26 protein-coding genes are annotated in these 25502 nt (G+C 37.4%); 17 read left to right on the forward strand and 9 right to left on the reverse strand.

From position 1 onward, the window contains the following. Nucleotides 1-232: 232 nt before the first annotated feature. Entirely contained in the window at nt 233-736 is a 504-nt protein-coding gene (nrfH, locus tag CDOM16188_RS05325) for a cytochrome c nitrite reductase small subunit (RefSeq protein WP_253908135.1), read from the forward strand. 20 nt (nt 737-756) lie between these two features. Further along, nucleotides 757-2439: an ammonia-forming cytochrome c nitrite reductase subunit c552 gene (locus CDOM16188_RS05330; RefSeq protein WP_172199924.1), complete on the forward strand. Its 1683-nt coding sequence runs from the start codon at nt 757-759 to the stop codon at nt 2437-2439. A gap of 417 nt (nt 2440-2856) precedes the next feature. On the opposite strand, the gene CDOM16188_RS05335 is transcribed toward CDOM16188_RS05330, so the two are convergent. Beyond that, nucleotides 2857-3915, reverse strand: coding sequence for an NAD-dependent epimerase (locus CDOM16188_RS05335; RefSeq protein WP_172199927.1), 1059 nt, complete (start codon nt 3913-3915; stop codon nt 2857-2859). A 55-nt stretch (nt 3916-3970) separates the two neighbouring features. Further along, nucleotides 3971-4990, reverse strand: coding sequence for a 3'-5' exonuclease (locus tag CDOM16188_RS05340; RefSeq protein WP_172199929.1), 1020 nt, complete (start codon nt 4988-4990; stop codon nt 3971-3973). Between the two features lie 61 nt (nt 4991-5051). On the opposite strand from CDOM16188_RS05340, the gene waaC reads away from it, so the two are divergent. Genes waaC through CDOM16188_RS05370 form a run of 6 tightly spaced genes read left to right on the forward strand, consistent with a single transcriptional unit; the run spans nt 5052 to nt 10549 of the window. Next, on the forward strand, nt 5052-6035 hold the full coding sequence (gene waaC, locus CDOM16188_RS05345; RefSeq protein WP_172199931.1) for a lipopolysaccharide heptosyltransferase I: 984 nt from the start codon (nt 5052-5054) through the stop codon (nt 6033-6035). Continuing rightward, nucleotides 6028-6921: a lipid A biosynthesis lauroyl acyltransferase gene (locus CDOM16188_RS05350; protein ID WP_172199933.1), complete on the forward strand. Its 894-nt coding sequence runs from the start codon at nt 6028-6030 to the stop codon at nt 6919-6921. Before waaC ends, CDOM16188_RS05350 begins: the two co-directional genes overlap by 8 nt. Continuing rightward, complete coding sequence (locus CDOM16188_RS05355) at nt 6915-7610, forward strand: glycosyltransferase family 2 protein (RefSeq protein WP_172199935.1); 696 nt, start codon at nt 6915-6917, stop codon at nt 7608-7610. The genes CDOM16188_RS05350 and CDOM16188_RS05355 overlap by 7 nt, the downstream gene beginning before the upstream one ends. Further along, entirely contained in the window at nt 7607-8707 is a 1101-nt protein-coding gene (gene rfaQ, locus CDOM16188_RS05360; RefSeq protein WP_172199937.1) for a putative lipopolysaccharide heptosyltransferase III, read from the forward strand. The genes CDOM16188_RS05355 and rfaQ overlap by 4 nt, the downstream gene beginning before the upstream one ends. Beyond that, on the forward strand, nt 8688-9758 hold the full coding sequence (locus CDOM16188_RS05365; RefSeq protein WP_172199939.1) for a glycosyltransferase family 4 protein: 1071 nt from the start codon (nt 8688-8690) through the stop codon (nt 9756-9758). The genes rfaQ and CDOM16188_RS05365 overlap by 20 nt, the downstream gene beginning before the upstream one ends. Beyond that, nucleotides 9755-10549 carry a polysaccharide deacetylase family protein gene (locus CDOM16188_RS05370; RefSeq protein WP_172199941.1) on the forward strand — a complete coding sequence of 265 codons (795 nt, stop codon included), beginning with the start codon at nt 9755-9757 and terminating at the stop codon, nt 10547-10549. The genes CDOM16188_RS05365 and CDOM16188_RS05370 overlap by 4 nt, the downstream gene beginning before the upstream one ends. On the opposite strand, the gene CDOM16188_RS05375 is transcribed toward CDOM16188_RS05370, so the two are convergent. Next, nucleotides 10542-11834 carry a hypothetical protein gene (locus CDOM16188_RS05375; protein WP_172199943.1) on the reverse strand — a complete coding sequence of 431 codons (1293 nt, stop codon included), beginning with the start codon at nt 11832-11834 and terminating at the stop codon, nt 10542-10544. The genes CDOM16188_RS05370 and CDOM16188_RS05375 overlap by 8 nt on opposite strands. Nucleotides 11835-11955: 121 nt before the next feature. Between CDOM16188_RS05375 and CDOM16188_RS05380 the strand changes: the two genes are divergently transcribed. The 4 genes from CDOM16188_RS05380 to waaF are packed head-to-tail and all read left to right on the forward strand — an operon-like array spanning nt 11956 to nt 16097. Next, complete coding sequence (locus CDOM16188_RS05380; RefSeq protein ID WP_172199946.1) at nt 11956-13053, forward strand: glycosyltransferase; 1098 nt, start codon at nt 11956-11958, stop codon at nt 13051-13053. A gap of 9 nt (nt 13054-13062) precedes the next feature. Continuing rightward, the gene (locus CDOM16188_RS05385) at nt 13063-14157 is read left to right on the forward strand and encodes a glycosyltransferase family 9 protein (RefSeq protein WP_172199949.1); all 1095 of its coding nucleotides are present in this window, start codon (nt 13063-13065) and stop codon (nt 14155-14157) included. After that, nucleotides 14129-15160 (forward strand): glycosyltransferase family 4 protein, encoded by a 1032-nt coding sequence (locus CDOM16188_RS05390; protein WP_172199952.1) that lies wholly within the window; start codon nt 14129-14131, stop codon nt 15158-15160. The genes CDOM16188_RS05385 and CDOM16188_RS05390 overlap by 29 nt, the downstream gene beginning before the upstream one ends. Continuing rightward, on the forward strand, nt 15144-16097 hold the full coding sequence (waaF, locus tag CDOM16188_RS05395) for a lipopolysaccharide heptosyltransferase II (protein ID WP_172199955.1): 954 nt from the start codon (nt 15144-15146) through the stop codon (nt 16095-16097). The genes CDOM16188_RS05390 and waaF overlap by 17 nt, the downstream gene beginning before the upstream one ends. Before the next feature lie 188 nt (nt 16098-16285). Here waaF and gmhA read toward each other — a convergent pair whose 3' ends face one another. The 4 genes from gmhA to gmhB are packed head-to-tail and all read right to left on the reverse strand — an operon-like array spanning nt 16286 to nt 19739. Then, a complete protein-coding gene (gmhA, locus tag CDOM16188_RS05400; RefSeq protein WP_172199958.1) occupies nt 16286-16852 on the reverse strand; it encodes a D-sedoheptulose 7-phosphate isomerase in 567 nt (188 codons plus the stop codon). After that, nucleotides 16839-18245, reverse strand: coding sequence for a D-glycero-beta-D-manno-heptose-7-phosphate kinase (gene rfaE1, locus CDOM16188_RS05405; protein ID WP_172199961.1), 1407 nt, complete (start codon nt 18243-18245; stop codon nt 16839-16841). Before rfaE1 ends, gmhA begins: the two co-directional genes overlap by 14 nt. Beyond that, the gene (gene rfaD, locus CDOM16188_RS05410) at nt 18238-19227 is read right to left on the reverse strand and encodes an ADP-glyceromanno-heptose 6-epimerase (protein ID WP_172199964.1); all 990 of its coding nucleotides are present in this window, start codon (nt 19225-19227) and stop codon (nt 18238-18240) included. The genes rfaE1 and rfaD overlap by 8 nt, the downstream gene beginning before the upstream one ends. Further along, nucleotides 19224-19739, reverse strand: a complete 516-nt coding sequence (gmhB, locus tag CDOM16188_RS05415; protein ID WP_172199967.1) for a D-glycero-beta-D-manno-heptose 1,7-bisphosphate 7-phosphatase — start codon at nt 19737-19739, stop codon at nt 19224-19226. The genes rfaD and gmhB overlap by 4 nt, the downstream gene beginning before the upstream one ends. A gap of 120 nt (nt 19740-19859) precedes the next feature. Between gmhB and CDOM16188_RS05420 the strand changes: the two genes are divergently transcribed. From CDOM16188_RS05420 to CDOM16188_RS05430, 3 genes are all read left to right on the forward strand, one after another. Beyond that, entirely contained in the window at nt 19860-20168 is a 309-nt protein-coding gene (locus tag CDOM16188_RS05420) for a c-type cytochrome (RefSeq protein WP_169940034.1), read from the forward strand. 121 nt (nt 20169-20289) lie between these two features. Then, entirely contained in the window at nt 20290-20601 is a 312-nt protein-coding gene (locus CDOM16188_RS05425) for a c-type cytochrome (RefSeq protein WP_172199970.1), read from the forward strand. 206 nt (nt 20602-20807) lie between these two features. Further along, nucleotides 20808-21110, forward strand: a complete 303-nt coding sequence (locus tag CDOM16188_RS05430; RefSeq protein WP_169940030.1) for a c-type cytochrome — start codon at nt 20808-20810, stop codon at nt 21108-21110. A 4-nt stretch (nt 21111-21114) separates the two neighbouring features. Here CDOM16188_RS05430 and ccoS read toward each other — a convergent pair whose 3' ends face one another. Continuing rightward, nucleotides 21115-21336: a cbb3-type cytochrome oxidase assembly protein CcoS gene (gene ccoS, locus CDOM16188_RS05435; protein WP_169940028.1), complete on the reverse strand. Its 222-nt coding sequence runs from the start codon at nt 21334-21336 to the stop codon at nt 21115-21117. An 11-nt stretch (nt 21337-21347) separates the two neighbouring features. Next, nucleotides 21348-23732 carry a heavy metal translocating P-type ATPase gene (locus CDOM16188_RS05440; RefSeq protein ID WP_172199973.1) on the reverse strand — a complete coding sequence of 795 codons (2385 nt, stop codon included), beginning with the start codon at nt 23730-23732 and terminating at the stop codon, nt 21348-21350. A 152-nt stretch (nt 23733-23884) separates the two neighbouring features. Here CDOM16188_RS05440 and CDOM16188_RS05445 point away from each other — a divergent pair, with 152 nt between their 5' ends. Beyond that, nucleotides 23885-24262, forward strand: coding sequence for a RidA family protein (locus tag CDOM16188_RS05445; RefSeq protein WP_172199976.1), 378 nt, complete (start codon nt 23885-23887; stop codon nt 24260-24262). A gap of 31 nt (nt 24263-24293) precedes the next feature. Beyond that, on the forward strand, nt 24294-25379 hold the full coding sequence (locus CDOM16188_RS05450; RefSeq protein WP_172199979.1) for a threonine synthase: 1086 nt from the start codon (nt 24294-24296) through the stop codon (nt 25377-25379). The last annotated feature ends 123 nt before the right edge of the window (nt 25380-25502 follow it).

The raw sequence follows: 25502 nt of genomic DNA on the forward strand, positions 1-25502 counted from the left end.
AATTTTGCTAATTTTATCAAATGTCTTATTAATAAAGAGTAATAAAATATTCGGTATTTTTAATGATATTTAAACTTTATTTAATTAGTAACTTATTTGTTACAGAAGCGTTTTTACTAGAGTATTTATTATTATATTTAACTTTTTTTATAAAGAATTGACATAAATCAATTAATTTTTCATTTAAAGATTGTATCATTGCTCAATATTATTTTATCCATAAGGAGGTTTTTTGAAAGTCATAGAAAAGGCTAAAAAGCAACCTTATTTCTTGGCTACTCTCATTCTTGTGGTTAGCATCGGTGTTGTTTTAGGTCATGGGCTTTATACCTTCGTATATGCAAAAGGCTTTTCATATATGAGCGATGATCCATTGGCTTGCAAAAACTGCCATGTTATGAATCAGGTGTTTGAAAGCTGGGAAAGAGGCGGTCATCAGCACGTTGCAACCTGTAACGATTGTCATGTCCCTCATGACTTTATAGGCAAATGGATGATGAAAGCTGAGAGCGGTTTTGGGCACAGCTACGCTTTTACGGCTAAAGATAATCCAGTACCTTTTGCGGCTAACGCAAAGAGCAAAAGAGTCATCCAAAACAACTGCATAGAGTGTCATGGAGAGTATGCTGCAGCCTCGGTAAATGCTAAAGCTCACGGCGGCGATGCAAATATCCAAAACGAATCATTAAGCTGCGTATCTTGCCACAGGCAAGTAGGTCATGCTCATAATTACTAATACAACATCAAGGAGTTAAAATGAAAAACAAGCTATTTTTTAGCATAATTTTTATTATAGCTGTTATCGGAGGTGCGGCAATGTTTGCACTATTTAGCGATATCAGTGAGAAAAAGGCGCAAGAGAGGCATTACCCTCTAATGCTTAACAAAGTTAGCGACTTAAACCCTGATATCAGAGAGTGGGGCAAAAATTTCCCGACTCAATACGATGACACGGTAGCTATGAAAGATATTTTCTTTGAAACCCCTTTTGCCGGTTCGCTTCCATACAGCAAGCTTATGAGATGGCCTGCAGCTACGGTTTTCTGGCAAGGATATGCATTTGCGGTAGATTATAACAGACCTAGACTTCATTTTTATTCTCAAATTGATCAAATCGAAACTATGAGAAATAATAAAGAGTATCTAAACGCTCACGGCCTTCCTGCATTTAACGGACAACCGGGATTTTGTGTAAACTGCCACACCGGACACTTAACTGCAATCATGAACGATCCTGATTACGATAAAATTTTACAAGCTAATCCTACCGAGTCAAGCAAGCTTGAAATGGGCTTTTTTGAAGTAGATAAAGAAAACGGAGAAAAAAGAAAGCTAGCTTGGACGAAGATGAACTCTATTCCATATTTTGACGTTATGAAAATGGTTGAAGAAAAACACGGTAAAGACCCTTACGGCGGCTCGCACCTTGGTTCAAGCTGTGCTGACTGCCACAACCCTGACGATATGAGCTTAAGAGTTACAAGACCGGGCTTTGTTAATGCAATGGTTAAGCGTGGCTATGAGGCCGATTTAAAACAAGGCATTAAGGCCACAAGAGCCGAAATGAGAGATTATGTCTGTATGCAATGCCACGTTGAATACTACCCTGGATTAAACGCGGATCTAGTTTTCCCATGGACAAAATGGCCTAAAGATGAGCCGTTTAAAATAGAGATGTTTGACGAGTATTTTGACGAAGTGCATGATAAGGGTCTATTCCAAGCCGACTATAGACACAAACAAACAGACGCTAAGATGATTAAGATGCAACACCCTGAAGCAGAGCTACACTCAACCAGCGTTCACGCTAGAAGCGGTGTAACATGCGTTGATTGCCATATGCCTTATAAAAGAGTTGGAGCTACGAAAGTTACAAACCATACAATTCAAACTCCGTTTGCAGACATAACGGCTAGTTGCAAAACTTGCCACATGCAAAGCGAGGACGAGCTAAGAGATAGAATTATGTTTATACAAAATCGCCACGCTCACGAGCTTAGAAATTGTGAAAACGATCTATTGTCTCTAATCGAAGATCTAAAAACCGCAAGAGCGGAGCTAGCTAAACATAAAGATTTTGCGGGACTTAATGCCGATGAGCAGAAAAAGGCTATAAGCGAAGTGCTAAAAGAGCCGTTATGGATGCAAAGAAAAGCTCACATCAGATGGGACTTTGCGTTTAGCGAAAACAGCTATGGATTCCACGGACCACAAGAGGCTGCAAGAATCACAGGCCAATGCCAATCAGTAGCAAGAGAGGGTCAGCTACACCTAGCTAACGCTCTATCTAAATACGGTATAACAATAGCTCTAACACAACAAGCTACTATACCTGAGCCACCTGCCAAGATTGAGCTTCACCATGGTCTAGTCGGCACTCCTCCATCAGATAGGCTAAAGAAACTTGACGAAGACGTTAAAAATCTAAACTTTAAATAATATATCCCCGTCCGATCACTCGGACGGGCTCTTAAACTCATTCGTATACTGCGTTTATAATCGATTTTGTCTTTAAAGCAATTCCGTAATTCTTAAAAGCTTATTTTGAGAATTTATCTATACCAAGCAAACTAGACAAATTAAATTTTAGATATTATTGATTTAAATAAGATTTTTTAGAAGAAGTTGATGAGCATAAAACTCTACCGCTAAATCCTTAGATGCTCGCATATTTTGCCTTTTCTGCTTAGCAAATTTCTATCCTGACTTACTAAGCAGACTTGAGGTTTTTTGATTTTGATATCATATAAAACATCTCAGCTAAAAGACAAAATTTAAAATCAAAAAGAGCAAGTGAAAATCTCGAATTTATCCTTTAAATTTTGTCCTCATTATATAGAATATCAATAAAAAGCTTTAAATTTTAACTCCGTAAAATTCCACATACCACTCTATAAATTTCGCCACACCATCATTTACGCTTGTGCTTGGCTTATAATCAAAGTCGTTGATAAGCCCGCTCACATCGGCATATGTAGCAGGCACATCGCCCGCTTGTATAGGCATGAAATTTTTCTTTATCTCGCGCCCGATTTTTATCTCGATAGCCTTTATATAATCCATCAGCTCAACTGGATTATTGTTCCCGATATTGTAAATTTTATAAGGCGCTTTTGATGTGGCAGGATCGGGGTTTAAACCACTCCAAGATTCGTTTTTGCGCGCAGGATTATCCACACATTTAACTATGCCTTTTACGATGTCATCGATATAAGTAAAATCGCGTTTCATCTTTCCGTGATTAAAGACATCTATCTCCTTATTTTTAAGCGCCGCATCGACAAATAAAAACAAAGCCATGTCAGGTCGTCCCCAAGGTCCATACACCGTAAAAAACCTAAGTCCCGTAGTCGGCAAGCCAAAAAGATGGCTATAAGTGTGCGCCATAAGCTCATTGCTCTTTTTGCTTGCGGCATATAAGCTTATAGGATGTTCTGTGCTGTGCTGAGTGCTAAAAGGCATCGTTTCGTTTAATCCATAAACTGAGCTTGAGCTTGCGTAGACAAAATTTTTAAGCTCAAATTTACGCGCGCACTCAAGTAAATTTACAAAGCCGACCAGATTGCTTTGCACGTAAGCATGAGGGTTGATTAGCGAGTAGCGAACTCCGGCTTGAGCGGCTAAATTTACGACACAATCGAATTTAAATTCGCTAAAAAGCCTTTCAAGCACGGCCAAATCAGCCAAATCAGCTTTAATAAAATGTAAATTCGGATATTTTTTAGATGTTATGAGCTCATTTTCTTTGATATCTTGTCTGCTAAAGCCCGCGTTTTCAAGCCTTGCATATTTTAAATTGACATCATAATAGTCATTTATATTATCAAACCCCACGACCTCATCGCCACGCTTTGCAAGCGCTAAAGAGAGGTGATACCCGATAAATCCCGCGGTTCCCGTTAATAAAATTTTCATCTGCATTCCTTTTTGATTTAAGCATATAAATTCCGTCTAAATTTAAAAGACACAACTACTCCTCGTCGATATTTATCTCCGGTAGTTTTTCTTCAAATTTAGGCTCGGCTTTTGATTTTAATTTAACCTCGCCTCCTTTTTTTACCAAGCCTTCAAGACCACTCTTTGCCAAATGCTCATCAAGCTTACCGACATCAACAGCCTCAAACTCTTCACAAGTCTCATCCCAAGCGTCCTCTTGGAGATGCACAATCTCATAATCAAGCTCACCTCTTAATCTCGCAAGCTCCATATCCACAGCCTCGCAAAAAACCGGAGTATAACTCATCTCAGGGCAGTTTTTAAGCAAAAATTCACTCATTGCGGCTAAGAAATCGGCATAATCCTCGCTCGTTAAATTTCCGCGCAAAAGCTCGTATTTAAGAAAAAGCCAATAGGTATTTAACGTGTCTGATTCGCAGTATTCATTTATCTTGGCAAGCTCACCTCTAAAAAACATATCAGTTACCTGATCGCCATGCACGTCGTATTTGCCCGGCAAATTTAAGCTCGCACAAAGCGTATCAAGCTTAAGTCCACTAACGGCGCGAAAATCGCTGATATGATCAAGCAAATCAAGATGAAATCGTCCGTCATAACGGCTTCGGTAGTTCTCCCATTTGTTTTTGTTAAGCTCTTTATTTTCACTCTCGAAGTAAGCCGGACTTGAAAGGTTATATCTCATGGCACGCACCATTATCATAGGAAGATCAAATCCTCGCCCGTTAAAGCTAACTAAGCGCGGGTTGTGTTCGTTTAAAAATCCTATAAATTTAGCCAAAATTTCATGCTCGTTGGCTCCTTTCATCGTGCTAACTCGCAAAAATTTACCAAATTCATCCGCCATAACAGCAGAGATAGCAACAACTTTATGAAAACACACCGGCAAAAACTCGCTTCCGCTAAGTTCTTTTTGAGCTGCAAACGCCTGCTTACAAACACTTAAATCATCTCCCTTATAGCCATAAATTTGGCGTAAAAGCGCCACATCCGGGATGGTCTCGCAGTCAAACACGCAGATATAATTTTTAGCCATTTCAAACCTTTTTTAGCCAAATATTTGTAAAATCATATCAAATTTTAAGACAAAGCGGTAAATGAATTCTGATTTTAAAGGCTCAAATTTAAGCATTGCCATCATTAAGCTCTCCTCTCTTGGCGACATAATTCACGCAAGCATAGTATTGCAATTTATCAAAAGAAATTTGCCCGCCGCACGCATAACATGGATAGTAGATGAGAGATTTAGCGAAATTTTAAAGGATCATCCTTTGATAAACAGGCTTGTAAGCTTGCCGCTAAAGAAAAAAGAGTTTAAAACAAGCTACAAGATCTTAAAAAATTTGAGCGAATTTGACGTGATAATAGACCTGCAAGGCCTTATCAAATCAGCCGTAGTTGCTAAAATTTTAGGCGATGAAACTTACGGATTTGATAAAAACAGCGTCAAAGAAAGCTTTGCAAGCTACTTTTATAAGCATAAATTTAGCATTGACTACGAAGAAAATATCATAATTAGAAACCTAAGCCTAGTTGCAAACGCCTTAAATTTCAGCTTCAGCAAAGAGGAAATTTTAGCAAAGCAACCTTGCTTTAGTGCTATACCCGCACGGCCTTCAAATGAAACTAAACGCATTTTGATAGCGCCTTTTGCAAGCGAACAGAGCAAGTGCTATGATAAATTCAAAGAAGTCATAAATTCGCTTAAAGATTTTGAAATTTACTTGTGTCATGCAGGCACAAAAGAGCTAGCAAAAGCCAAAGAGATCGCAAAAGATACTCATGCAAAGCTGCTTAAAAGGCTAAGCTTAAAAGAGATGGTGGATTTTATCTCCGGATGTGATTTGGTGATTGGAAACGATAGCGGTATAACTCATCTTGCTTGGGCGCAAAACGTCGCTTCTATCACGCTTTTTGGCAACCGTCCTAGCCATAGAAACGCTTTTTTAACCCCCATAAATCAGACAATTGACACAGGCAAAAAAATAGATGCAAGAAAGATAGACAAAAGCGATCTTTGCATAAGGGAAATTTTGCCAAGCCTAGTTGCCAATACCGCAAAAAGGCTGCTTAATGCGTGATTTTGGCTATCTTTGCTTATATCTGTTTTTTAAATTTCTGATCTTTATCCTGCCTGATTTTATACTAAATCCGATTTTAAATTTTATTGCGTTTTTATTTTATAAATTTGACAAAAAGCATACTAAAATCATAAGAACCAATCTAAATTTCGCCTACGGAAGCGAGATTAACAAGCAAGTTTGCGAAGAGATCATTCAAAACACATATAAAAATTACGCGAAATTCGCTATAAATTTCATCAAAAATCAAGACACGACAAAACAAAAAGTCTTAGATAAAGTTAGCTTTAAAAATGTTGAAATTTTTGAAAACGCATTAAATGCAAATCGCCCGATAATAGTTCAAACCGCACATTACGGCGAGTGGGAGCTTTTTGCTCTTGCGATGGCTGCTAAATTTGGAAAAGCCGCAGTTGTAGGAAGAGAGCTTGATAGCCCGGCAATGCAAAAAATTTTAGCCAAAAATCGCACGCAATTTGATATACTCATGATCGATAAAACAGGCGGGGCAAAGCAGATCATAAAAAGCATTAAAGAGCGCAGACCTGTTGGGATTTTAGTTGATCAAAACACTGCAAAAAGCGACGGCATAGAAGTAAATTTCTTTGGCAAAAAGGTTCTTCATACACCTGCAGCAAGCATTTTAGCCCAAAAAACGGGTGCGATTATCATCTCCGCTTTTATAAGAACGCAGGATAAAAACAAAAGCGAAATTTGCTTTTTTAAGCCGATTGACGTTAAGGAATTTGATAAAGAAGAGGCCGTTTTAAAAGCCACACAAGCGCAAGCGGATGCGACAGAAAAATTTATAAGAGAAAAGCCTGATGAGTATTTTTGGTTTCACAAGCGATTTAAGCATTTTAACGAGGAAATTTATAGATGCTAAGCGTCGTAATATTAACTTTTAACAGCGAAAAATACTTAAAAGAAGTTTTACAAAGTGCAAGTTTTGCAGATGAGATCATAGTGCTTGATAGCGGCTCAAGCGATAAAACCGAGCAAATTTGCAAGCGGTTTGAAAATGTCAAATTTCAGCATCAAAGCTGGCTTGGATTTGGCAAGCAAAAGCGCGCTGCGGTAGAGCTTACGAGTAGCGACTGGGTGTTTGCTCTTGATAGCGATGAGGTTATAATGCCTTTACTAAAAGATGAAATTTTATCCGTGCTTAAAGAGCCCAAATTTGATGCTTACAAAGTAGCTAGGCTAAATTTGTTTTTTGGTAAAGAGGTGCGAAGTATGGGGCTTTATCCTGATTTTACCGTCAGGCTTTTTAACAAAAATAGAGCAAATTTCAACGACAAAGAGGTGCATGAAAAGGTAGTTGTAAAAGGCGATACCGGAGAATTAAAAAATCCTCTAAAGCACTACGCCTACGAGAGTATAGAGCAGTTTATCGCCAAACAAAATCGCTACTCTAGCCTTGGCGCCAAAAAAAGCAAATTTAAAGCGATTTTTAATCCGGCTTGGACGTTTTTTAGGCTTTTTATCCTAAAAAAAGGCTTCATGGACGGTTGGCGAGGATACGTAATCGCAAAACTTTACGCTCAATACACATTTTGGAAATATATAAAATGAAAAAAGAAAAAAGACTTAAAATTTTAATTATGAAATTTAGAAATATCGGAGATGTGTTATTAACCACTCCTTTGATTGAAAATTTGCGTTATCATTTTCCAGGTGCGGATATTGATTTCGCACTCAATAAAGGCTGCGAAGCCATGATAGAAGGAAATCCTAATATCCGTAAAATCCATATCTATGATAGGGCAAAAGTGCAAAATTCAAGCTTTTTTAAAAAAGTGATAACCGAACTAAAATACATACACGCCATAAAAAAAGAAAAATACGATATCGCCATTCAAACCACAACAGGCGATCGCGGTATCATCATAGCAAAATACGCCAAAATTAAAAAAATCGTAGGATATGAAGGCAAAAATAAAACGCTAAATAGACTAATTACTCATAAAGTGCCTAAAATAGATACTCCAAAGCATATGGTTGAGATAAATTTAGACGCTCTTAGAGCCCTTGGATTTGAGCCTAAAACAAAAAAAGTGAGTATAGAATTTGATGAAAATTTGATATCTCATCTTAAGCTTCCGGAAATTTTCGTGCATATGCACATAACCAGCAGATGGATGTTTAAATGCATAAACGATGAGGTAGCGGCACAGATAATCGACTACTGCCAAAACGAGCTTAAAGTGCAAGTTGTGCTAACAAGCGACGATAACGAAACGGAGTTAAAAAAACTAGAAAGCGTGCTTAAAATTTGCAAATCAACTCCTTTAAATTTAGGAGGCAAATTAAATTTAAAGCAAGTGGCCGCCCTTAGTAAAAAATCAGCTCTTTATGCCGGCGTAGATACGGCTATCATGCACATAGCAGCCGCAAATGATACACCTTGCATTGCTTTTTTTGGACCGAGCAATGCGCAAATTTGGGCTCCTTGGGATAATGAAGCGCAGCAAAGCTATGAAAAAGCAAGAGGCAATCAAGGCGTGGGCAAACACTATGTCTTTCAAAAAGATTGGGAGTGCGTAGCCTGTCAAAAAGACGGCTGCAACGGCTCAAAAATAAGTAATTGTCTAGTCGAATTTGACGCTCAAGAGATAGAAGAAATAAAATCAAAAATTAAAGAAAAACTAAATGAACATACTGCACACTGAAACGCTTTATAATTGGGGCGGTCAGCAAAATAAAGTAATAAACGAAATGGTTTTATCGCGTGAGTTGGGGCATAATGTAATGCTATTTTGCAATCCGAATTCTCAAATTTCAGAAGTCGCCAAAGAGAAAGGATTTGAAGTTTTTGAATGCAAGATGAGCAAAAAAACTTACCATAAAAGCATTCCTACACTGTGCAAAATAATCAAAGATAAAAATATCAATTTAGTTATAACTCACGGCTCTACGGATAGTTGGAATGGCGCAATAGCAAGAATATTTAGAAAAAAAGGTGTCAAATTTGCAAGAGAGCGTCACAATATGTATCCCGTCAAGGGTGTAGCGTCAAAATTTATGCATAAATTTATGTTTGATAAGATCATTTACATATCTCAAAGCGTGCGTGAATACATGCAAGAAGTTGGAGTAAATGAAAATAAGCTATTTTATTTACCTGACACCGTAGATACGAAAAATTTAAGCTCTATACAAAGCACATTCAAAGAAGAACAAAGTATAAAAAACCCTCTTGTCATAGGTACTTTTACATCTTTATACAGAAAAAAGGGGGTTTATGACTTCGCTTTGGCGGCGAAAGAAATTTTAAAGACGCATAAAGATGCAACAATAGTGTTTGGCGGAAGTATCAGAGATGAGGTTAAAGATGAAATTTCAGCGATGTTTGATAGTAAAGAAAATATTATTTTTACCGGCTTTAGAAAAGATAGCGTAAATCTTATAAAATCTTACGATGTATATGCTCTTGCAAGTCATTCAGAAGGCCTTGGCACAGTTTTATTGGAGGCTATGTGCGCTCAAACCCCTATAGTGGTTTATGATGAAAAACCCATGAGCACTCTTATAAAGCACGAAGAAAGAGGGCTTTGCGCAGCCTATAAAGACTCAAATTCTCTGGCTAGAAATATTATTAAATTTATATCCGATAAAGATTTAAAGGAAAAATGTACACAAAATTCTCTTGAATACGTAAAGCAAAATCACGATCACTCTGTGCTTAAAGATCATATAAAGACTCTCTTGGAGCAAATATGACACATCCTGTTTGTATTTTAACCATGCACCATTGCGCCCCTATAAAAGACGACCTTACGATAACTCCCGAACTTTTTGAAAAAACACTGCAAGAAATTTGCAATATGGGATTTAAATTTATAAACTACCGTGAGTTTAAAGATATATTGTTTGAGCGTAAAAAGCCTAGGAAAAAGAGTGTGCTGCTAACTTTTGACGACGGATATTTTGATAATTACAAATTTGCCTTTCCAATCCTTAAAGAACTTCAAATTCCTGCGGTTTGCTTTTTGATTACAGACGATATAAATGAATTAAAGCATAAAAATTTTAACTTTAAGCCTCACAGCAAAATTAACTGCAACAAAGATTTGGAATATTTTTTAAACTTAGATGAAATTTATGAGATGAGAGATAGTGGGCTCTTTGAATTCGATAGTCATACGGCGACGCATTTTTCTTGCAAAAGCCAAGATAAAGAGCTTATAAAAGACGAATTTGAAAGCTCGCAAGAAAAAATCAAAGAAATTTTTCCAAATAAAAAAGAGTTTGGTTTCTGCTGGCCAAAAGGGCACTTCAACGAAACTTCAATGGGATTAATCAAAAAATCCAAATACGACTTCGCCTTTAGTGTTATTGATGGTGGATACTGCGTAGGTGATGATAAATTTAAAATTCGCCGCATAGACATATCAAACAACTCAAAGGATGACAAAACCTATATCTTTAGAGTTAAAAAGAAGCTAAAGATATACTCAACGCCTATAATCGGCAATCTGTATTCAAATTTTAGAAATAGGAAATTTAAGTAATTTCTTGCGTTTTGCTAGGGTTTGAAAATTTTGCTTTAATCAGCACAAAAAAGCCTATCATATAAAAAAGATATAAAATTCTAAGATTGTAAGTTTCAAAAAGTCCTCTTATGCCAAAATACGAAATTGTAGATATAAAAACTCCTAAAAATAGTAGATTCTGAGTTCTTCTAAATTCTTTAAAAGAAGATATTAGCAACGAAATAAATGCCAAAAATAAAGCCGCAGTGCCGATAACTCCAAAATAGTAATAGTTTCCGATGAAAAATGGCTCATCGTTAAACCAATGCCTCCTTGAATCATACACCTGCATCATAAAAAACTCAATTCCGGTTTCATCCATCTTATCGCTTAAAAACTGATCGTAAAGCTCAGGTCCATACCCAAGACCTACAAACGCCCTATCGCTGCTAAAAAGTATCGGCAATCTCTCTTTTAAGATAAGATCGCGCCCGGAACTGTAAGTTCCTTGAGAAAATTTATATATAAAAACAGACGAATTAGCAAATATAAATCCAAGTAGAGCCGTTGCAACAATACAAATAACAGCTATCTTTTTAAAATTAGCTTTTAAAAATTCCTTATAAGAGCTAAAAAATAAAGCTACAAACAGCAGGACAAAGCTTGCAAAAACGCTTAGCCAACTTCCTCTAGCTCCCGTAAATATATCCATCACAACAACTAGCAAACAAAACACAATAGCTAAAGATTTAAGCCAATATTGCCTAAAAAGAAAAATAGCAATAAGAGCAAAAACCATAAATCTATCTGCAAAAAGAGCATATTTTCGATTTATGATCCTTCCCTCCTCAAAATTAGCGCTTGAAATTTTGTCAAACTCGCTAAAAAGAGGATAGCAATAATAAATAGTGATGCAAAAAAATGCAGCCAAAATACTATAGAAGAAAATCTTCTCTTTATTTTTATTTCCGTCTGCCAGAATTAAAATAATCAATAAAAAAGCAATTCCGCGCCCAAACTCTTTAAATGCGTTTTTAAAAGAGTCATACTCATAACTATAAGGAAATAACGAGACAATAAAAGCATACGCAACAAAAACACCAAGAAAAGAAAGTTCAAATTTGGCATTTAAAAAATTTGATTTTATATTTGAAATTCGTCTTTTAAAATCCGTAAAAATCAAACTTAAAACAAGCAACAAGGCAAGATAAAGAGAGATATTTTTAACTGCCGTAAATTCAACATGATGCTCTGTGATAAAAAATATAAAAAGTAGTGTTATTACCGTATTTTCAATATAATTAATAGCTATTTTTGCGCTCAAAGTATCTCCTAAAAGATTTGGATTATATCTAAAATTCATTAAAACATAGTAAGATATTTTTATTTCACTTTTTGCCTTATTTTGTTAAAATAAATTTTAAATTAAAAAACAAAGCCGTAATATGTATAAAAAATTCAAAATTTTACACACAGAATGGTCCGACGGATGGGGTGGACAAGAGATACGCATAATCAACGAATCACTTGCTCTAAAAGAAAAATACGGAGTCGAGATTTTTATCGCTTGCAGAAGCCATGCCAAAATTTCACAAAAAGCTATGCAGGCAGGCTTACAAGTAGTTCATTTTGACTTTAACTCATCTTATGATATTAAGACTATTTTTAAACTGATTAAATTTATAAAAAACAATAAGATCGACATACTTAACTCTCACAGCGGTAAAGATACCTGGATTGGAGGTCTTGCTGCAAAAATAGCAGGCATAAAATTTATCCGCACAAGACATCTTTCAAATAAAATCAACCCTTCTCGTTTGAATTTTATAAATTCTCTTGCAGATTTTATTATTACAACCGGTGAAAGTGTAAAAGAAGCGATGATAAAAGAAAATCGTATAGATAAATATAAAATTTCATCCATACCCACCGGCATAGACGAAAAGAAATTTGATGCTACAATTTACGATAAAAATAAATGCTTGCAAAATTTTGGACTTGAAAAAGGTAAAATTTATGTAGGCATGCTTTCGGTTTTACGTGCATTTAAGCGCCACGATGTCTTTTTGCGAATCGCACTAAATCTGCACGACAAATTTAAAGACGTTGTTTTTGTAATCGCAGGAGAAGGTCCGAAAAAAGACGATATTAAAACCTTTATAAAAGAACATCATATGGACGAATATGTAAAAATGATAGGTCATTGCGAAGAACCTGCTAATTTTTTGCACGCTCTTGATGTTTTTATGCTTATTTCAGATTCCAGCGAAGGAGTTCCTCAGTCTTTAATGCAAGCTCTTTTAATGAATAAAGCCTGCATCGCAACCGATGTAGGAAGCATTAAGGATTTATATGACGGTTCAAATTTTAGCCTTGTTAATTTTGATAAAAATGAGATAGAGATCGCTCTTATAAAAATGTTGCAAAACGACGAACAAAGAAATAAATTTGAAAAAAACGCAAGAGAGTTCGTAAAAAATAATTTTACAAAAGATATAATGGCTAATAAAATCTATAAAATTTACGAAGACTTGGCAGGCTAGGAGAATAATTTGCTTTATTTTGTTATCTATATTGTATTTTTGCCCCTACTTTTTACTCTTAGTTTTTTTAGAAGAAAATCTACCAAATTTCTAATAATTCAAACGGCCAAAATAGGCGATTACGCAAACTCTTCGGTTATATTTGAGAATCTTAAAGAGTTTGATATAGTTCTTGATAAGATCAATTTATCTTTTGCTAATTACGATGAGAGGATAAAGACAAAATTTGCCATAAACGATTACAAAAAATCTCTTTTTGGTAAGCTTAAATTGGCTTTTTTGCTATTTTTTAAAAATTATGAACAAATTTACGTTCTTATGCCAAATGATCTTAATCTTTTCCTTGCAAAATTTGCCTTTGCAAAAAACTGCACGACCATCAAGCACTACAATTGGCACGCTTCAAGCACTCTTTTAAGTATTAATATGAAGCTTATCAAACATACGCTAAACGACCTGACCATAGATACCTACCTAAAGATGATAGACTTGCAAGATCATAGTAAAATTTACAAAAAAGAAATTCAAAAGCCGCTTTTTGTGCCACAAAACTCCATCATTGAAAATAACGATAAATTCAAGATAGGCATAAGCCTAACGGCAGGTAATAAAATAAAAACAATTCCGCCTAAAACTCTAAATGAGTTATTTAGGGCGATTGATAAATTTGAGTGCGAGATATACGTATTTGGTCTAAAAAATGAAGAGAAATTGATGCATGATTTAATCTTTCCGCATAACGCCAAAGTCACCTCTTTGCTTGATAAAATAGCGCTTTGCGAACTTCCTTTTTACATCTCAAAGATGGATCTTTATATATCTTCAGATACCGGGAATTCATACATAGCAGATACCATGGAGGTTGCTACTATAAATTTTATCGGACCTTGCTACGCAAAAGAACAGCGTCCGATATACGAAAAATCGCTAATTATTGAATCTAACCTTAAACCTTTTTCGTCGGTTTTTAAAACCGATACAAAGACAAACGCAGATGAGTATTTTAAACTAACAGCCGGTCAGATAACTAAAATTTTAGATTTCATAAACTCTTTAATAAAAGACAAAAGCAATCATGAAAAAAATAACCTTCCTAAGAGCTAATCCAAAAGCCGTCGGCGGAGCTGAAATTTATCTATCTCGCCTCATAGAAACGCTTGAGGAAAAAGGTATAAAATGCCAGATCAAAAGCCTTAAAACGCCCAAATTTCTAAGCTCTTGGATCAAGGCTCTCATTTATGACTTTCAAGTCTGCTCAAGCAAAAACGACGAGTTTTACTTCTCGCTTGAGCGCGTAAGTTGCGCTGATATATACCGCGCAGGAGACGGGGTGCATAAGGTCTATATGAAAGAGAAAAAAAGCCTTTTAAATCCTTTAAATTTGGTATATTGTTACCTTGAGCGTCGCTGTTTTGAAAACTCAAAAAAGATCATAGCAAACTCAAATTTCGTAAAAAATCAGATAGTTCAAACTTATGAAATTCCGGAAGAAAAGATAAAAGTCATATATAATGGTGTCAAAATTCAAGATGATTTTAATAAGCTTGAGGCTAAAAACGAGCTAAATATTCAGTTTGATATAAGAGCGGATATTCCGCTTATTTTGTTTGTCGGGAGCGGTTTTGAGCGAAAAGGAGTGAATGAATTTTTGCATATGCTTTCAAAACTAAAAAGCCGATTTCAAGCCTTAATCATAGGCAAAGACAAAAAAATAAATGCCTATAAACAGCTTGCAAAATCGCTAAATTTAGCAGAAAAAGTAAAATTTTTAGGAGCAAGAAACGACATATGGAAATTTTATAAAGCAAGCGATATTTTTATATTTCCAACCAGATACGAACCCTTTTCAAATGTCGTTTTGGAAGCGCTTAGCTTCAAAAACGCGGTCATCACTACCGCTCAAAACGGAGCTAGTGAAATTCTGCCTAAAGATTTTGTGATGAGTTCGCCAAGCGATGAAAACATACTAAGCGTCATAGAAAAACTACTTAACGACGCTAAATTTTTATCATCAACCCAAGCCGCGAGCTTTGGGCTCGCTAAAAATTTCAGTATAGAAAAAAACGCCCAAGAGACCATGGAGATAATCGGTGCGTATCTTCATTGAATTGCCCACTTGGCTTGGCGATGCGGTGATGAGTTCGCCCGCAATTGAAAGCATAGTTGCAAATTTTAGCGATGCTAAGATCACGTTTTTTGGCTCTTTTGCGACATGCGAGCTATTTAGACCTCATCCAAACTGCAAAAATATCGTCATAGACGGTAGCAAAAATAGTAAAAACAGGTTTTTAACTCTAGCTAAAACGGCTAGGAATTTGGGCGAATTTGATATCGCAATTAGTTTTAGAAGTAGTTTTGCAAGCAGTTTTTTGCTATTTTGCTTAAAAGCGCAGAAAAAATTTAAGTTCAAAAAACAAAACTTACAACTTCATCAAGTCTTAAAATACTTAAATTTCATCCAAAATTCACTAAATTTAAAAGAGACAAAAGATGAGCTAAAGCTATACTTTACCCGTTTTAAATTTCAGAAAAAAATACTCGCGCTAAACCCTGGAGCAAGCTACGGAAGTGCAAAGAGATGGTATCCAGACTACTTTGCCGAAGTTGCTTCGCACTTTAAAGACGAGTTTGAAATTTTAATTTTTGGCGCAAAAGGTGAACTTGAGATTTGCCGGCAAATAGAGCAAATTTTAGCCTCAAACGGGGTCACATGCCAAAATTTAGCCGGCAAAACAAGCATACAAGAGCTTTGCGAAAAAATCGGCGGGATTAAAGAAATCGGCGGGATTTTTATAACCAACGATAGCGGTCCTATGCACATAGCAGCCGCTTACAAAGTGCCTACCATAGCTCTTTTTGGACCTACTAAATTTGACGAAACAAGCCCTTGGAAAAACGAAAACGCAAGAATTTTACATCTAAATTTATACTGTATGCCTTGCATGAAGCGAGTTTGTCCGATAAAAACGCATGAATGTATGAAAAATTTAACTCCGAATTTAGTAATCAAAGCCGCCAAAGAGCTAAAAAGAGAAATATCCTAATTTTAGGACCAATTTAATCTGAAAGTAAATTTAAAATTCGTCACGGCTTTTAAAAATTTTTATAAACCATATCAAAAAATCGACAGATCATCAAACCTTTGAGTTCTTTTGTAATTCCTTGCAAGCCGAACCGATGCAAGGATTTGAGCTAAAATAAAGTAATTTAGCTCAAAATCAAGTGTTAAAAATCAAAAAGTATCATCGATAGCTTGGCAGATAGTATGCCCTATGAGAATATGCATCTCTTGAATTCTAGGCGTATCGCTTGAAGGCATGATCAAATTTAACTCGCATAACTCGTTCATCGCACCTCCGTCTTTACCGCTAAGCCCAAGGGTTCGCACACCCATATCGTTAGCGGTTTTTAAGGCCTTTATGACATTTGGGCTATTACCGCTAGTTGAGATCGCTATGAGCAGATCTCCGCTTCTTCCGATAGCTTCAAGCTGACGCGAAAAAACAAACTCGTATCCGTAGTCGTTTCCTATGGCTGTTAGAGCCGATGTATCCGTAGTTAGAGCAATACCTGCAAGTCCTGCACGCTCTTTTTTATATCTGCCGCTAAGCTCGGCTGCTATATGCTGAGCGTCGCCTGCACTTCCGCCGTTTCCGCAAAGTAAAATTTTCCCACCGTTTTTAAGCGTGCTAACAGCCATTTCGCACGCTTTTTTTATCTCATCTTGAAGCCCAAAGATAGCTTCTGCAGTCTTTTTATGCTCTTCAAGCTCTTTTTTTATCATCTCATTTATCTGCATTTTGTATCCTGTTTATTATACTTGTAGTGCTTTTGCCTTGCACAAACTCAACCAGCCTTACTTCGCTTACTATATCGCTTCCCACGACCTCTTTACCTTCGTAATCGGCACCCTTAACCAAAACATCGGGTCTTAGCATGGAAATTAAATTTATAGGAGTAGGCTCATCAAAGATCACCACATAATCCACTGCGCCAAGTGCCGCAAGCACCGCAGCTCGGTCGAATTCAGTATTTACGGGACGATCTTTGCCTTTTAGCTCGCGCACGGAACGATCGGAATTTAAACCCAATACCAAAACATCGCCAAATTCCCTTGCTTTAGCAAGATATTTTACATGCCCCGCATGCAAGATATCAAAGCAGCCGTTTGTAAAAACAAGCCTTTTATCGCCTCTGTTTTTAAGCAGTTCGCAAACCTCGTCGGCGGTTTTTATCTTATTTTCAAAACCTAAAGAGGAGCTGTTTTTAACAAGTTCATTAATCTCTTCAAAACTAGCCGTCGCCGAGCCTACTTTCGCCACCACGACCGCAGCGGCTAAATTTGCAGTTTGTATAGCTTTATCAATGCTCTCTTTAAGCCCAAGCATATATCCAAGCGTTGCTAAAACGGTATCTCCTGCACCGGTTACGTCAAAAACTTCTTTTGCCAATGCCGGAAATTTAAGAGCCTTATCATCCTGCAAAAGCGCAATCCCTTCCTCTGAAATTGTTATAAGCGAATGAGTTAAATTTAGCTCGCTCTTTAGCTTTTTTAAGGCATTTGCAAGATCCTCGTCGCTATTTATGCTAAAGCCAACCGCCTCGCTAGCCTCTTTTTTATTTGGAGTTAGAAGCGTTGCGCCATAGTATTTTGAGTAGTCTTTGCCTTTTGGATCGATTAAAACGGGCTTATTTTGCAAATTTGATTCGTTTATAAGCTGCTTGCAAATATTTTTAGTAAGCACGCCTTTGCAGTAATCAGACAGCAAAACGACATCATAATCGGCCACTACCGCCTTAAATGCACTCACAAGCTCATCTTGGCAAGATATTTCCTCTATACTTTCTTTATCGATTCTAACTACTTGCTGATGAGTAGCCATTACACGGCTTTTTATCGAGCTTGTACGCCCGTTTTCTAATTTTATAAACTCATCCTTTGCGCCAAAATTTTTAATAATCTCAACTATCTCTTTGCCTACTTCATCGTTTCCTACAGCACTTATTACTCCCACTTTAGCGCCCAAGGAGAGCAAATTTAGCACTACGTTTCCGGCTCCGCCAAGTCTCTTGCTCTCATCTTTGATCTTTACTACTTGCACCGGCGCTTCAGGCGAAATTCTATCGCAACTACCCCAGATATAGTGATCAAGCATCAGATCGCCAACGACTAAAACACGAACATCACGCATTTATCTCTTCCTTAAAAATTCTCTTTATCTCAGAGATATAGTCTTTTATACCCTCTTCAAGGCTCCACTGCGGCTCATAATTAAGAGCGGCTCTAGTAGGCTCAATATCGGCCTGTGTGTGAAACTGATATGAATTTACGTAAGGATTTTTTATATATTCATTACCTAAATTTACGCCAAGCTCTCGCTGCAAGATATCTGCAATATCTTGAAAGCTTCTAGCCTTCCCCGTGGCTGCGTTATAAACCCCGCTTGGCGCATTGATAGCCAGCAAATTTGCGTTTATAATATCTTTGATATAGACAAAATCTCTTTTTATCTTATCGCTTCCTTCAAATAACCTAGGTGCTTTGCCGCTTAAAATTTGAAGTCCAAATTGCAGCACCATAGAAGCTGTCTTATCCTTAAAAAACTCGCCTTTACCATAGACGTTAAAATACCTAAGTCCAACGACGCTAACGCCTTTTTTTGCGTATTTTTGTCCAAGATGATCCATCTTTAGCTTGCTAAATCCATATACGTTGTTTGGCGATTCGCACTCCCCTACTTTTTGAGGGCTTTTTGCATTTCCGTAAGTCGCCCCCGAGCTTGCGTATATCATCTTAGCGCCCGTTTTAAGACAAATTTCAAGCAGATCCTTAAAGCTGTTTAAATTTGTTCGCATTAGCTCGCCCTGCTCTCTTACGGTAGTATCTGAGATTGCGGCTTCATGATAGATTATGTCGGGCTTAAACTCCTCTATCATCGCAAGGGTTTTAGCGCAATTGATATCGCCTTCATAAATTTCACCCTTAAAGCCGAGCAAATTTTTAAAATGCCCAAAACTCTTTAAATTTCCGTTGCTAAATTTCTCATCGCTTCTAAATTTATCCACAACAAGCACCTTGCAACTTGGATAATTTTCATCAAAATGATGCGCAAGCGCTGAGCCTATAAACCCCGCTCCGCCTGTTATAACTATCTTTTTATCCTGTAATTTCATATCAAATTTTCCTCTTTTAAACTTTCAAAAACATCTTCTACGCTTTTAAATTTCTTCCCGTCAAGCAAGAAATTTAGCCCCACTCCCGCACTTTCTCCGGCCTTTATATCGCTATGTTTATCGCCTATCATGATAGATTTTGATAGATCGATATTAAGCTCGCCGGCTGCGTCAATTATCATCTTTGGCTTTGGCTTTCTGCACTCGCAATTAACCTCCGGAGCATGAGGACAAAAGCAAATTTTAGCTATCTTAATGCCGTTTTTTTGAAACTCGCCAAGCATAAATTCGCTAAGCTTGCTAAATTGCTCAAGGGTATAATACCCTCTGCCGATTCCGGATTGATTTGTAACGACAACAATTATGAAGCCTTTGCTTATGAAGCCTTGAACCGCTTTAAAAATTCCATCCTTAAAGATAAAATTTTCAATCTCGTAAACATAGCCGAAATCCTCGTTTATAACGCCGTCGCGATCTAAAAATATGGCTTTTTGGATTTTGCAATCATTCATGAGTTAAATTATACTTAAAATTGCTAAAATTTAAGAAGAGCGGTAAATATTTACAAAATATATACTAACGTTAATCTTTTTATATTATAATGCGCCCGATATTTTACTAAAGGGGATAAAATGAAAAAATTACTTATCGTTTCAGGTGCTGCAGCGCTTCTTGCTTCAAGCCTCTTTGCTGCCGACGGCGCTACGCTTTACAAAAAATGTGTTGCCTGTCACGGTCCTAAAGCTGAGAAATCTTTCCTAAATAAGGTTCCTGTTCTTACAACTCTTTCAAAAGAAGAGATGGTAGAAGCTCTTAAAGCTTACAAAGCAGGCACGTTAAACAAATTTAACTCAGCAGCTATGATGAAACCTATCGTAGCTCCAATGAGCGAAGCTGATATGGAAGCTGTTTCAGAGTATATAACAACTCTAAAAAAATAACCATAGGCGGATTTTCCGCCTTTTTCTCTCTTTATAATTACATTTTCATTTCTTTTTCATTTTTAGATTTACAAAATCAAACTATAATAAGCTCTTAAAATTTAAAACAAGGACATTTTTAATGAAAAAATCATCTGCTTTTGCCGTAATTTTAACGCTTAGCTCTTATTTATACGCTGGAGACGGAGCTGAAATTTATAAACAATGCGCCGGCTGTCACGGAGAAAAAGGCGATTTAAAATACCACTACAAAGCCTCGCCAATTATCAAAATACCTAAAGAAAGACGCTTAAAAGCGCTTGAGGGATACAAATACGGCACTCAAAGCAAATACGGAATGGGTAGCGCTATGAGCGATCAGGTAAAGCACTTAAGTATGGAAGAGCTAATTGCGGTAAATGATTTTATAGAGTCTTTGAAAAATTCAAAATAAATTTAAAGCATTGCATAATCATTAAAAGCCATGCAAATTAGGCTTTTAATGCTTCCTGCGGAATCAAAAATAAAACACTTATTTACATATAAATTTATAAAATTTTAAATACAAATTTCATATAACATTTTAGTTTCTTTTTACAACTTACTTTAAGAAAATTAAGAATATAATAAGCTCCGATTTTTATCAAATAAGGATACAAAATGAAAAAAGTATATATTTTGGCGGCTGCCTGCTTACTAGGCTCATCTCTATACGCAGCTGACGGTGCGGAAATTTATAAAAAATGCGTAGCCTGTCATGGTCAATCTGCCGAAAAAAAGTATGCGAACAAAGTTCCGCCACTTGTTTCGGTATCTAAAGAGGATCGTTTAAAAGCGCTTGAAGGCTATAAAGAAGGCACAAACAATACTTACGGTATGGGCGCTGTTATGAAAACTCAGGTCAGAAGCTTAAGCGCAGATGATCTAAAAGCGGTTAACGACTTCATAGAAACTTTAAAATAATCCATCAATCAGGCGGCCTATAACCTTTTTTGGTCGCCTCTTTTTGTTTTAACTCCATTTTATAGGCATCATTTAGCGCATCTTCGCCGTCATATTTTGTTCCGTCTAAAAACTTACGATAGTCTTCAAACTGCCTAGTCTTAAGCCCCCAAAGCAAAGCAAAGAGCCCAAAAGCTCCAAGCAGAGTCGAAACGCCTATCATCAAAGCTATTATACTTATATCCATTCTGTACTCATTTACTTCGAATTTTGCCTGATACGCATTGAATTTAGCACCACCACGACCGAGCTTAACGACATTGAAACCGCCGCAACCACGGGCGAAACATACCCTGCTATAGCAAGCGGGATAGTTAGCGCGTTATAAACAAGCGAAAAAGCCAAATTTTGATTTATCGCCCTAAAGGTTCTCTTGGCAAGCCAAATCGCCTCTTTTAGCGAATTTAAATCATCCTTCATAAGCACTGCATCGCTTTTTTGCAAGCTCACATCAGCCCCGCTTCCAAGGCAGATAGCGACATTAGCGTAACTTAGCGCAAGCGCGTCGTTTATCCCGTCTCCGACCATCACGACCTTTTTTCCGCTTTGGGTTAAATTCTCTATGAAGTTAGCTTTATCAACAGGCAAGCAGTTTGCTTTAAATTCCTTTATACCAAGCTCATTAGCCACTTTTTGAGCCGCAAATTCATTATCGCCCGTTAGCATTACGATCCTAAATTTAGCCTGCCTTAAGGCATCAAAGCACTCCTTTGCGCCGCTTCTTATATTATCGCTTAGTTCAAATTTCGCCGCTATTTGACCATCAATGGCAAAATAATAATTAGTCCCCCTGCTCTCTTTGCGCAAATTTATCCCAAGCTCCAGCATAAATCGTTCGCTGCCCGCATAAATTTCGCTTCCGTTAAATTTAGCGCTAACGCCCTTTGCTTCGATGTTTTTAAAATTTTGCAAATCATAAATTTCAAAAGAGTCAAATTCCGCCTTCAAATACTCGCTAACGGCTACGCTTACAGGATGAGAGGAGCTTTTTGCAAGAGAGTAGAGCAAATTTATATCATACCAGCTAAAACTCTCAAATTTATCCACCGCCATCTTGCCGGTGGTTATGGTTCCTGTTTTATCAAACACTATCGTATCGCATTTTGCGAGGCTTTCAAGCACCTTAGCCTCTTTAAATATCACGCCCTTTTTAAACCCAACCCCAAGCCCCACAAGCGTACTAACAGGGGTTGCAAGTCCAAGCGCGCAAGGACAAGCAATGACAACGACTGAAATTCCTACGATCAAAGCCGCTTCAAAAGAACCCGTATGCCAAAGCCAAAAACAAAACGTAACCGCACTTAAAACCATAATAACGCTTGAAAATTTGCTTGAAATTTCATTAGCAAGCTTTTCTATGTGAGGCTTTTTGGTTATAGCTTTTTCAAGCAGATGAATGATCTTACTAAGAGTCGAGTCGCTAAATTTAGCGCTTGCCTCATACTCGATAAGCCCGTCAAGACATATGGAACCGCTGTTTAAAGGATCGTTTTTTTCTTTAAAAACCGCCGAGCTTTCGCCCGTAAGACTTGAATAATCAAAACTGGCAGAACCGCTAGTTATCACACCGTCTATAAGTGCGCGCTCGCCCGCTCTAAGCACGATTATATCGCCTATTTGCACCTCGCTTACATCTTTAAGCGAGGTTTTACCCTCCGTCTTTACGCTAACCTTGCTTGACACCATCGAATTTAGGCTATCAAGAGTATCTCCTGCTCGCTTTTTGCTTAAGACTTCTAGGTACTTGCCGATAAATACGAAAGTAATTATCATCGCAACCGAATCAAAATAAACCTCGCCACTCCTTGAAAACATCGCATATATCGAAAACACATAAGCTAAAAGCGCGCCCGAGACGATAAGCAAATCCATGTTTTGTCTTCTGTTTTTAATCGCTACAAGCGCACCTTTAAAAAACCCGCTCCCCGTATAAAAAAGCACCGGAGTAGCCAAGACAAACTCCGCAAAGCTCAAAACGGCCTTTACGTCATCTCTTATGCCCGTAAAATAACCGCCGTATTTTGCAACACTTAGCCACATTATGTTCATGGTGGCAAAAATCCCCACCAAAAGCTTTGCGTAAAATTCTCGCCTTTTATTGGTTATATACTCCTCTTCGCGGCTTGGATCGTAAGCATAAGCGTCATATCCGATAGATCTTATAAGCCTTAAAATTTCGGACAAATTCGTCTCGCTCTCGTCCCAAACGATAGTGGCTTTATTATTTAACGAATTTATATTAGCTTCTAAAATTCCTTTGGCATTAAATAAAACTTTTTCATTTAGCCAGATACAAGCTGCGCAGTGAATGCCGTCTATCACGAGTGAAATTTTGCTAAATCCATTCTCGTTTTTTACATAATTTTGATAAGCCAATTCTAAATTTTCATCTTTTTGAGCGCTAGACTTAACGGGGCTTAAGACATTTTTACCAAGACGATCGTAAAACTCACTCAGTCCGCTGGAGGAAAGAATTTCAAATACGCTTTTACAGCCGTTACAACAAAATTTATTGTCACCGGATTCGATCATAACGCTATCTTCAAAGCTCTGATGACAATGCGCGCACTTGGTTTTACTCATGAGTTACATTTTTCTTTCAAATTTAGATTTGTAAATTATACAGATAATGTTTTGATTTTAAGGTTAAATCAAATTTGTATATCAAGCCAAATTTTACATAGAATTTATAAAAAAGGTTGTAAATTTTGATAATTTTCATCAAAGGAGCGAATTTGAAAAAGATAGAGACTCAAAGTTCAAAAAACAGAAAGGCTCACTACACCCCCGCTATAGAGCATAACGGCATACTTTATGTCTCAGGTCAGCTTAGCATCGACACGGCGAGCATGCAATTGCCAAAAGGCGGCGCTAGAGAGCATGCTAGGCAGGCGCTTGCAAATTTACAGACGGTTTTAACCGAAGCCGGAGCCAAAAAAGAAAACGTGATAATGTGCAGAGTTTATACGCCCGATATAGCGTTTTGGGACGATATAGACGATGAGTATGCGAAGTTTTTTGGCGAGCATAAACCTGCGCGCGTAGTAGTGCCTACCTCGGCACTTCATTTTGGCTGCTTGGTTGAGATAGAAGCTCAAGTAGCGATGATTTAGGCTTAAAATATCAAATTCATAAGGAATAAAAATGGCAAATTTCAAATGCACAAGTTGCAGTAGCGAAGCTTCGCTTGAAAATTTAGACTTTGAGTGCAAGTGCGGTGGGCTTTATGAGCTTAAATTTACTCCGCCTAAATTCTCGCTTGATCTTGTGGATAAGAGCGAATTTAGCCTATTTCGCTACCGCAAATTTATGCCGCTTCAAAATGAAATTTGGAAGCAGATCACGCTTGGTGAAGGCATGACGGCATGCGTTAAATTTGACGATAAGCTTTACTTTAAGCTTGATTATGCGATGCCTACGCTTTCGTTTAAAGATCGTGGAGCAACACTTCTTATCTGGCTTTGTAAGAGTATCGGAGTTAAAAAAGTCCTTCAAGACAGTAGCGGAAATGCCGGAAATTCGGTTGCTGCTTATTGCGCTAGAGCAGGGATTGAGTGTGAAATTTACGTCCCTAAAGGCACGTCTGAAAAAAAGATAAACATGATAAAAGCTTTTGGCGCTACGGCAACGGTGTTTGACGGCACTAGAGATGAAACGGCCGATGCGTGCCGTAAAAAAGCTCGAGATGAAGGCATTTATTACGCAAATCACGTATACAACCCGATCTTTTATCAAGGCACCAAAACTTACGTGTATGAAATTTACGAGCAGCTTAAAAGGGTTCCTGATAACTTCTTCTTGCCTGTTGGCAACGGCACGCTGCTAATCGGCTGCGAGCTTGCACTTACGGAGCTTTTTGAAGCGGGGCTTATAAAAAAGCTGCCTAAAATTTTTATCGTACAAAGCGAAAATTGCGCTCCGTTTTTCGGCGCTAAAGATAAGCCGCTTGATATCGTCGTAAAGCCGACCGAAGCTGAAGGCATAGCTATAGGAAAGCCGATGAGAGGGCGTGAAATTTTAGCTAGCAAATACGCAGGCGAGCGCGAAGTGATAACGATACCCGAAAGTGCGATTTTGCCTGCTAGAAAGAGCTTGGCGCGAAACGGATTTTACGTAGAGCATACTACGGCTGCGATATATGCTGCGTATGAAGAGTATATAAAAACTCACGAGATCGCAGGAGACAGTATCATCTCGCTTTGCGGCGCAGGGGTTAAAAGCGAACACTAATCTTGATTGATTAAGCAAATTTAAAATTTAGGATATGCGCTCATATCCTAAATTTATCGTTTGACAAAACATTGTTACTTTGTTACAATTTTGCAAGTTCTAAGGTTAGAAACACAAACGCAA

The sequence above is a fragment of the Campylobacter sp. RM16188 genome (assembly GCF_012978795.1).
In the GTDB taxonomy this organism is placed as follows: Bacteria; Campylobacterota; Campylobacteria; order Campylobacterales; family Campylobacteraceae; genus Campylobacter_A; species Campylobacter_A canis.

Bases quoted from the DNA above. Each gene is read 5' to 3' on its own strand.
- CDOM16188_RS05425 (WP_172199970.1), top strand. From the start codon at position 20,290: ATGAAAAAATCATCTGCTTTTGCCGTAATTTTAACGCTTAGCTCTTAT.
- rfaQ (WP_172199937.1), top strand. From the start codon at position 7,607: ATGAAAAAAGAAAAAAGACTTAAAATTTTAATTATGAAATTTAGAAAT.
- CDOM16188_RS05355 (WP_172199935.1), top strand. From the start codon at position 6,915: ATGCTAAGCGTCGTAATATTAACTTTTAACAGCGAAAAATACTTAAAA.
- gmhB (WP_172199967.1), bottom strand. From the start codon at position 19,739: ATGAATGATTGCAAAATCCAAAAAGCCATATTTTTAGATCGCGACGGC.
- CDOM16188_RS05330 (WP_172199924.1), top strand. From the start codon at position 757: ATGAAAAACAAGCTATTTTTTAGCATAATTTTTATTATAGCTGTTATC.
- CDOM16188_RS05335 (WP_172199927.1), bottom strand. From the start codon at position 3,915: ATGAAAATTTTATTAACGGGAACCGCGGGATTTATCGGGTATCACCTC.
- gmhA (WP_172199958.1), bottom strand. From the start codon at position 16,852: ATGCAGATAAATGAGATGATAAAAAAAGAGCTTGAAGAGCATAAAAAG.
- waaC (WP_172199931.1), top strand. From the start codon at position 5,052: ATGAATTCTGATTTTAAAGGCTCAAATTTAAGCATTGCCATCATTAAG.
- CDOM16188_RS05340 (WP_172199929.1), bottom strand. From the start codon at position 4,990: ATGGCTAAAAATTATATCTGCGTGTTTGACTGCGAGACCATCCCGGAT.
- CDOM16188_RS05430 (WP_169940030.1), top strand. From the start codon at position 20,808: ATGAAAAAAGTATATATTTTGGCGGCTGCCTGCTTACTAGGCTCATCT.
- CDOM16188_RS05450 (WP_172199979.1), top strand. From the start codon at position 24,294: ATGGCAAATTTCAAATGCACAAGTTGCAGTAGCGAAGCTTCGCTTGAA.
- CDOM16188_RS05440 (WP_172199973.1), bottom strand. From the start codon at position 23,732: ATGAGTAAAACCAAGTGCGCGCATTGTCATCAGAGCTTTGAAGATAGC.
- rfaE1 (WP_172199961.1), bottom strand. From the start codon at position 18,245: ATGCGTGATGTTCGTGTTTTAGTCGTTGGCGATCTGATGCTTGATCAC.
- rfaD (WP_172199964.1), bottom strand. From the start codon at position 19,227: ATGAAATTACAGGATAAAAAGATAGTTATAACAGGCGGAGCGGGGTTT.
- ccoS (WP_169940028.1), bottom strand. From the start codon at position 21,336: ATGGATATAAGTATAATAGCTTTGATGATAGGCGTTTCGACTCTGCTT.
- CDOM16188_RS05350 (WP_172199933.1), top strand. From the start codon at position 6,028: ATGCGTGATTTTGGCTATCTTTGCTTATATCTGTTTTTTAAATTTCTG.
- CDOM16188_RS05380 (WP_172199946.1), top strand. From the start codon at position 11,956: ATGTATAAAAAATTCAAAATTTTACACACAGAATGGTCCGACGGATGG.
- CDOM16188_RS05390 (WP_172199952.1), top strand. From the start codon at position 14,129: ATGAAAAAAATAACCTTCCTAAGAGCTAATCCAAAAGCCGTCGGCGGA.
- CDOM16188_RS05365 (WP_172199939.1), top strand. From the start codon at position 8,688: ATGAACATACTGCACACTGAAACGCTTTATAATTGGGGCGGTCAGCAA.
- CDOM16188_RS05420 (WP_169940034.1), top strand. From the start codon at position 19,860: ATGAAAAAATTACTTATCGTTTCAGGTGCTGCAGCGCTTCTTGCTTCA.
- CDOM16188_RS05370 (WP_172199941.1), top strand. From the start codon at position 9,755: ATGACACATCCTGTTTGTATTTTAACCATGCACCATTGCGCCCCTATA.